A 7,702-nucleotide genomic window follows, 5' to 3' on the forward strand; every position below is an offset into this window, starting at 1 on the left:
CCTCTTGTGGATCAGTCAGGCGGCTGCTCGCCATCTCCGCGACCGGAGCCTGGACGGATCGCCCCGGCGGAGCGCGCGCTGCTCTCATCCTTGAGCGCCACACCGGTCAGGCTCCGCGCAAAGGCTTCGCGGATCAGCCAGGCGGCACGCGCCGCAGCCTCGGCAGCCGATAATCCGGCGTCATGCACGTTCGAGATGCAATTGCGCTCGCCGTCCTGCCGTCCGGGGCGTGGCGCGTAGGTCAGATAGAGGCCGAGGCTGTCAGGTGTCGACAATCCGGGACGTTCGCCGAGGAGGATCAGCGCGAGCCGCGCTCGCTGCAATTCGCCGATCTCGTCGGCGAGTGCGACCCGGCCCTGTGTGGCCAGGACGATCGGGCCAAGGCGCCAGCCGGCGCTCTGCACATGATCGACAAGCGAGCGCAGGACCGGAAGCGCATGGGCCTCGACCGCGCTCGCCGAGAGACCGTCGGCGATGGTGATCGAGAGATCGACCGGATTCGTCGCTCCTGCTGCGACCGCCTCCCGGTCTGCCGGCAACAATCTGCGGCCGAGATCGGGACGCAGGAGATAGGAGTCCCGGGTCGGCGCGCGGCTCTGCACGCACAGGACCTGCAGGCCGAGCCTGCCGACTTCGCGCGCCAACATGTCGGTATCGAGGGCGGCATGGACCGCGTCCCTGGCGCGGGCATGCGCAAGCGCGAAGCGCAGGGTTTCGCTGGTCGGCAGCCCGGAGCCGGCACGCCCGAGCGCGATGCGGGCCGGTGTGAGCGCGGCAAGCCGCTTCCAGCGCTCGATCTCGCTCATCGCGCTTCCAGCGTGGCGAAGGAGGAGAGCAGGCGGGCCGCGGCCGCCTGTGGCAGCAGCCGGCCGTCGCCGCCGGTGATGCCCTGATCTTGCAGCCAGGCCTCGAATTCCGGCGCCCGCTTCAGCCCCAGCAGGTCGCGGATATAGAGCTGGTCGTGAAAGGAGGTCGACTGGTAGTTCAGCATCACGTCGTCGGCGCCGGGCACGCCCATGACATAGGTGACTCCGGCGGCAGCGAGCAGCGTCAGCAGCGCGTCCATGTCGTCCTGATCGGCCTCGGCATGATTGGTGTAACAGACGTCGCAGCCAAGCGGGACACCCATCAGCTTGCCGCAGAAATGGTCCTCCAGCCCGGCGCGGATGATCTGCTTGCCGTTGTACAGGTATTCCGGGCCGATGAAGCCGACCACGGTGTTGACCAGCAGCGGATCGAAGGCGCGGCAGACGGCATAGGCACGCGCCTCGAGCGTCTGCTGGTCGACGGCGTGATGCGCCTCGGCCGACAAGGCCGAGCCCTGGCCCGTTTCGAAATACATGACATTGCGGCCGAGCGTGCCGCGCTTCAGCGACAGGCCCGCCTGGTGGGCTTCGCGCAGAATGGCGAGATCGACGCCGAAGGAGCGGTTGGCGGCTTCCGTTCCGGCGACGGATTGAAAGACCAGGTCAACCGGAGCGCCGCGTCCAATCAACGCGATGGTCGAGGTGACGTGGGTCAGAACGCAGCCCTGCGTCGGTATGGCGAAGCGCTGGATGACCTCGTCGAGGAGATGGAGCAGATCGCTCAGCACTGACAGGTTGTCGGAGACCGGGTTGATGCCGATCGTCGCGTCGCCGCAGCCGTAGCTGAGCCCGTCGAGGATGGAGGCGGCGATGCCGCGCGGATCGTCGGCCGGATGGTTCGGCTGCAGCCGCACGGCCATCGTGCCCGGCAGGCCGATCGTGTTGCGAAAGCGCGTGGTGACCCGGCATTTGCGGGCGACCGCGATGAGATCCTGAAGGCGCATGATCTTCGAGACCGCGGCCGCCATCTCCGGCGTGATGCCCGGCGCCAGCCGCGTCAGGACATCGCTCGTTGCCGCGTCGGAGAGCAGCCAGTCGCGGAACGCGCCGACGGTCAGGCTCGCGACCGGGGCGAAGGCGGCGTGGTCATGCCCATCGATGATGAGCCGCGTGATCTCGTCGTCCTCGTAGGGGACAAGCGCTTCGGTGAGGAAGGTCGCGAGCGGCAGGTCGGCGAGGGCAAAGCGCGCCGCGACCGCCTCCTCGGCGGTGGCAGCGGCAAGCCCGGCTAATTCGTCGCCAGAGCGCGGCGGCGTCGCCTTGGCCATCAGCTCCCGCAGATCGCGGAACCGGTAGCTAGTCTGGCCGATGACATGTCGATAGGCCATCAAACGCTCTCCACGCCGCAGCGACGCCACGGCATGCAAGCATGCTGCCGCGGTCCGGTCACGCGAAGCTTTCGGCTGGCGGAGACTGCGAGAGTCGTCCGCCTATGGCTGGCCGTGAGATTTGTCTGAGTTCGCAGGGATGGTAGCGGGAGAGGGACTCGAACCCCCGACTGCCGATGATGTTCACTGTCACATCGAACATGACGCGAACGGGGCAACGAGTGTGATGTCCGCTGCGGGTCGAAAGCGGAAGCTGTCAGGTAGCTTCACCAGCCGCCGCTTTCGCGTCCAAATCGGCTACAATCTCCGCAATCCGCGGCGCAGTTTTGGTTTGAACAGCATCCCCGTCGGAGGAAGAGAATTCGCCAGCATCGAACGCGAGGAATACGTCCCAGAGCAGCGGGTGGGCTGGCACGCTTTCACTCGCTCGGTTCACCATCGGCCAGTGGAGGCCATTGGCGATGAAGTCGCCCAATTCGAAGTCGATCTCTCCTTGATGGAAACCACGAGCGAGCGCACCAGCAATGCGGTGAAAGAGCTCATCTACGTCGCCGCCGGTATATGAAGCGCTCCAGCGGTGGATGTCGGCCTCGGATATGGCGGCTGCATTGCGATCGATTTCGCCCTGTTCCAACTTTCCGAAACGCACTCGCATTTCATCGATCAGAAGCTGCATTGCCCTATCCAGTGCACCCACACTCGAAATGTACCGACCCCAACGACATCAAGCAATTGTCGGCAACGGGTCGGGAGCGGGCATTAGCTGATCGAGCTGACGTTCGGTTTGCATCGGCCGTGGCGCGGCAATAGCTTGCGGCGTCGTCGATGGGAGAAGCACCTTGGGAGCCACCAACTACATATTGTTCTCGTCGCTCTGCGAGGCCTGCAATTTGGTGCAGGAGCATCGCGCCCAGTGCTCAACATGCGCCGATTATGGCGGCTATGATCATCGAGATGATCGGCTCTGCTTTCGGGAGTATCGCGTCGGGGACGTGATGGATTGGTATCCAAATGACGAAGCGCGAGACACTTGGCCCGGAGATTATTCGTTTGCTTCCGAACTTAAGGGGGCCGGATCCGTGTATGTCCTAGAAGGATGCTATGGAGAGTGCACCTCCTGTCGCAGCACATCTAGATTCTACTTTTTGTTCAACAATCGTCAGATAATGAGACTGGTCGGCAAGGAAAGCTGGGACCTAAACCTCAACTCAGTGGTTCCGGCCTAATCACGCATGTCGGCAATGGGTCGGAAGCGGACCTAGGGCGATGGCCAATCCCCGTCCCAGTCGCGAATCACCTCGATTAGGTCGCTATCGTCGTCGTTTTCACCGATGGTTATCGCCGAGAAGCCATACCCTTCCGCGACGAGCCGATCGGCGAAAGGTTCAATCACGCGCCACGCAGGGTCGACAACCATTCCGTTGGGTGATCCGACTTTCACAAGTGCGGTCGCCTCGACTGCCCGCCCGTCGCTGAGCGTCACCCTGCATGGGGCAACGACTTCAAACCCAATTCGCAAGCCAGCGGCAAGCCACAGACTGCCTTGATCTGATATCGTCGTCATCCCGATAGGATGACACGCTCGGCCGAAGGTCCGCAACGGGTCGGAAGCCGACGTTCCGCCCCACGACTGTGCTACGGCGAGCTGCATATGCATCGAAACTCGCACGGACACTTGCCAATGATGGCCACGGGAGAAACCCAGGCAATGGATCACGTCATTAGCGAGTTGCTGCACCGCTACGTTCGGTTGGATCGCAAGGAAATAGAATTGCGTGAAGCGCACATCACCGAGGCCGACGTAAAGCGCTGGGCAGGGTCGTATCCGGGCAGCCTTGAAGCCATGTTCGACGCTATCGCAGAGGATCTAGCTCGAAGGTTCAACAGCGGCGAAATAGAGTTCTGGCAAGGAGACTTCATCGCAAACACGCTTTTTACTCGCATGCTTGACTATGCTCCTGATGGGATACCTTTTTGCACCCTCGTATGGGAGGTCTATGAAGCGTTTGACGCTGGAGAGTATTCTCGCACGCCTAACGACGATCCCATTCGAACCTACACCGTCCCGAGGATTGCAGGGATTGTCGGCGACCTCGATGCAAAAACACGAAAGTCGTCTTAGGGTCGAAAGCGGAACAACTCATTGCCCTTCAGGCTTTGGTAGCGCCTTCGGTCGGTTGTTTTCGATATTTCCTATATTTAACAGCGGCTTGAGATTGCCTGGTAGCGGGAGAGGGACTCGAACCCTCGACACGCGGATTATGATTCCGCTGCTCTAATCAGCTGAGCTACCCCGCCCCGATGGCGACGCGCCTTGCGAACGGCGGTCAATCGCGACGGCCCGCGCTCGGAGACGTGGGCCGTCGTAGCGCCAGATGCGGACGAAACCGGCCCCTCCGCGGGGAGCCTCGCGACGAGGCCAGCGATCACCACCGCCGGCCTTTTGCATTCAGAGTTTCGATCGTAGCCGATCGGCGACTCGGAGAGCGATCTCAGCAGGCGCCTCGTCGGGGATCGGGAAAACCGAACTGACGTTTATCTCGCCGAGCACGTAGCTATCGGCGCCGTCTTCCCCGGGCGGGCCGAGCATGAAGTCTGCATCCCAGATCATCGGCAGGTCGCGCCGCGGGATATCCAGCAAAGTGGTCAGCTGTGGCGTCCACTCGTTTTCCATCAATCGGCGGAGACGCTGAAAGCGCGGGTCGGCATTCGATGTGTAGAGCCGTGGTTCGGCCTCCGCGCGCGCCGCCGGCTCGTCCACCAACGCCTTGACCTTCTGACGTCCGAAACCGGCGCAGCGATCGCCTGCCATATAGCAACGCACCACGCCTTCGCCCAAACGGGCCTGGAAAGCTTGATCGATCACGCAGCCGTCTTCGAAGTACTCAACGCACCGTTCCAGAAACTCATCCAGAGCCAGCTCCTCCGACATATCCTTGGTGGCGTCCAGCACGCGCGCCATCGGCTGATCGTAGGGACCTGCCAGCATCTCAACCTTCCAGACTCCTTGGCCACCGTTGCCGCGATTGCGCTTTATCACGCGTGGTCCAGCGGCAAGGCGCGCCGGAAGTTCGGCACGCATCGATTCGACTGTTCGATAGAGGGCCGTGTCGCCACCCCAGCTCATCATTCTGGTTCGATGGAGCACCTCCTTGACGCCCATCTTCAGGATGACATCGGGATGGGTGCTCACCCAGACGCCGCGCGCTGCGGCCTCGCGCAGCAGCGCGTCGAGGTTTGAGCGGTTGCGCCCCTCATGAATCGGATTGACCCAGACGAGCACGCCATCAAACGTGGCGAGCCGTGCGCGAACGGTGTCCAGGACATCGTCTTCGTAGACTACAGGTTCTGCCTCGACGCCGACATCCGCGAGCGCCGCGAATACGGCCTTGAATCGGCTTGTCGCCAATGTGGCGCTGCGGCGTTCCGCTTCATCGCCTCGCCACAGAATGGCGATGCGGCCAAGTCGAGTTCCGGGTTCAGACATGGAAAAACAGCTCCCACTCGATCGTGCTCCGGTCATGCGCGAACGCGCCAACCGCGAGCAGGACTTGGACGGAAAGCCGTCTTTAGGTGCCGGGAGCCTGCGACACCCCGACGCTCAATAGATAGATTCGACACGCTGCGCGATCAAGCTTCAGCGTCAAACGGAAACAAGCGATCTGAACGCCTTTGCAGCGAAGCTACCTGAAGGCGGACGTCGGACTTCGGCCCAACCCGGTCGTTAGCTTCGGCTGGACACCTCAAGGCCGCGAGGCGCCAACAGCGGACATGGGCCTAACGGCGGGAAGCGGACGTTGCCTGGTCTTATGCAAGTAGGCGATGTGACATTGCTTGGCGCTGTCTCGGTTCTGATCTTGCTTTTGAGGCCCGCGGAGATGCGATTGTTCAGCGCTCGGACATGTCGCGGTTGCACGGCGGACTATGGGCACCCGACTTGGCACGCGGTCGTCCTCCCGGAACAAGCTGCCAGCAATTCCGCTAGTGCAGCCGGTCAGATCTTTTTCGACGTCTCGGGCGGACTTTCACGCGATGCAGTGGCCCCGCCAGTCCCGCCGGCGAACGAGGTCGCCAATTGGCGATCCGCCTTTTCAAACGAGGCGCTAGTTCAGGCGGCGAAGCCGGCATTCGTTCAGGCATACGCGGCCGGAAGCGACGAAGGCTGTTGCGTCGTCTGGGTCAATCTTCGCTCGTTTTTGATGAGCGGCTTTCTCAAATAAGACGCCCGTTCGAAGTGTCACGATGAACGTGATACCGGTCCATAGATCTGATCAATAGAAGGGATCGAAACAACGTATTGGATCGATAGCGTGAGGGCTCGTAGCGTCAGTCATCCACTGACATGCAGGAGCGAGACCGCGCCATGGTTGCCAACCGCCGCCCCGCCACTTCCGAGACCGGTGACCCGCTTCTTCTGACCCCGGGTCCGCTGACCACGAGCAAGGCCATCAAGGAAGCCATGGTCCATGACTGGGGCTCGCGCGACGCGACCTTCGTCGGCATCAACAAGGCCGTCATGGAGGAGCTGCCGAAGGTCATCCACGGTGGATCGGACTTCGTCACCGTTCCCATGCAGGGCTCCGGCACCTTCGCCGTCGAGGCGATGCTGACGACCTTCGTGCCGCGCGACGGCAAGATCCTCGTCCTGATCAACGGTGCCTATGGCCAGCGCGCCAAGCGGATCCTGGAAATCGCCAGGCGTGGCGTTGTCGTCCACGAGACGGCCGAGGACATGCCGCCTGACCTGACCGAGGTCGACAGGCTGCTCGGCACGGACGCCGCCATCTCGCACGTCTTTGCCGTACATTGCGAGACGACGAGCGGTATTCGCAATCCCATCGAGGCGATCGCTACGCTGGTGAAGCGTCACGGCCGGCGCCTGCTGATCGATTCGATGAGCGCTTTCGGTGCGCTACCGCTCGATAGCCGCGACGTTCATTTTGACGCGGTCGCCGCCTCCTCGAACAAGTGCATCCAGGGTGTGCCCGGCCTCGGCTTCGTCATCGCCCGCAAGAGCGCGCTCGCCGAGACCAAGGGCAATGCCACGACCCTCGTCCTCGACCTGCATGATCAGCACGCGGTCTTCGAGCGCACGGGCCAATACCGCTTCACTCCGCCGATCCACGTCATCGTGGCGTTCCACGCGGCGCTTCAGGAGTTCTGGGCGGAAGGCGGCGTTGCAGGGCGCGGCGACCGCTATGCCGAGAATGCCCGCATCCTGATCGAGGGCATGCAGGAGCTCGGCTTCCGCACGCTACTTCCCGCCGCACGGCAGGCCCCGATCATCGTCACCTTCCATATGCCGGAGGACAAGAACTTCGTCTTCCAGCGCTTTTATGACCTGCTGAAGGATGCCGGCTACGTCATCTATCCGGGCAAGCTCACCGTCGCCGACAGCTTCCGCATCGGTTGCATCGGAGCTCTCGGCGCGCAGGAGATGAAGGCTTTCGTCGCCACCGTGTCCGATGTCCTCGCCGAGACAGGCGTCGGCCTGAAGTCGGCTGCCTG

General features: G+C 62.6%; 6 protein-coding genes and 1 tRNA gene. 2 read left to right on the forward strand and 5 right to left on the reverse strand.

Annotated elements, in window-relative coordinates; all coding sequences use genetic code 11:
- Positions 1-11 precede the first annotated feature (11 nt).
- From eutC to ACSQ3M_RS18510, 3 genes are all read right to left on the reverse strand, one after another.
- Entirely contained in the window at positions 12-806 is a 795-nt protein-coding gene (gene eutC / locus ACSQ3M_RS18500) for an ethanolamine ammonia-lyase subunit EutC (RefSeq protein ID WP_436151523.1), read from the reverse strand.
- Positions 803-2,194, reverse strand: a complete 1,392-nt coding sequence (locus tag ACSQ3M_RS18505; RefSeq protein ID WP_436151524.1) for an ethanolamine ammonia-lyase subunit EutB — start codon at positions 2,192-2,194, stop codon at positions 803-805. The genes eutC and ACSQ3M_RS18505 overlap by 4 nt, the downstream gene beginning before the upstream one ends.
- Before the next feature lie 256 nt (positions 2,195-2,450).
- Positions 2,451-2,870, reverse strand: coding sequence for a hypothetical protein (locus ACSQ3M_RS18510; protein WP_436151525.1), 420 nt, complete (start codon positions 2,868-2,870; stop codon positions 2,451-2,453).
- A 1,005-nt stretch (positions 2,871-3,875) separates the two neighbouring features.
- Between ACSQ3M_RS18510 and ACSQ3M_RS18515 the strand changes: the two genes are divergently transcribed.
- Complete coding sequence (locus ACSQ3M_RS18515; protein ID WP_436151526.1) at positions 3,876-4,316, forward strand: hypothetical protein; 441 nt, start codon at positions 3,876-3,878, stop codon at positions 4,314-4,316.
- A 99-nt stretch (positions 4,317-4,415) separates the two neighbouring features.
- Here the strand turns inward: ACSQ3M_RS18515 and ACSQ3M_RS18520 are convergent.
- Positions 4,416-4,492 (reverse strand) — tRNA-Met (locus ACSQ3M_RS18520).
- A 151-nt stretch (positions 4,493-4,643) separates the two neighbouring features.
- Positions 4,644-5,681: a Cj0069 family protein gene (locus ACSQ3M_RS18525; RefSeq protein ID WP_436151527.1), complete on the reverse strand. Its 1,038-nt coding sequence runs from the start codon at positions 5,679-5,681 to the stop codon at positions 4,644-4,646.
- Between the two features lie 876 nt (positions 5,682-6,557).
- On the opposite strand from ACSQ3M_RS18525, the gene ACSQ3M_RS18530 reads away from it, so the two are divergent.
- A partial coding sequence (locus ACSQ3M_RS18530; RefSeq protein ID WP_436151528.1) for a 2-aminoethylphosphonate--pyruvate transaminase occupies positions 6,558-7,702 on the forward strand: 1,145 nt, incomplete at its 3' end.

This window comes from Allobosea sp. LjRoot90 (genome assembly GCF_964254315.1).
In the GTDB taxonomy this organism is placed as follows: domain Bacteria; phylum Pseudomonadota; class Alphaproteobacteria; order Rhizobiales; family Beijerinckiaceae; genus Allobosea.

Excerpts from the sequence above, each read along its gene's own strand:
- ACSQ3M_RS18505 (WP_436151524.1), bottom strand. The coding sequence starts at position 2,194 with ATGGCCTATCGACATGTCATCGGCCAGACTAGCTACCGGTTCCGCGAT.
- ACSQ3M_RS18515 (WP_436151526.1), top strand. The coding sequence starts at position 3,876 with ATGATGGCCACGGGAGAAACCCAGGCAATGGATCACGTCATTAGCGAG.
- eutC (WP_436151523.1), bottom strand. The coding sequence starts at position 806 with ATGAGCGAGATCGAGCGCTGGAAGCGGCTTGCCGCGCTCACACCGGCC.
- ACSQ3M_RS18525 (WP_436151527.1), bottom strand. The coding sequence starts at position 5,681 with ATGTCTGAACCCGGAACTCGACTTGGCCGCATCGCCATTCTGTGGCGA.
- ACSQ3M_RS18510 (WP_436151525.1), bottom strand. The coding sequence starts at position 2,870 with ATGCAGCTTCTGATCGATGAAATGCGAGTGCGTTTCGGAAAGTTGGAA.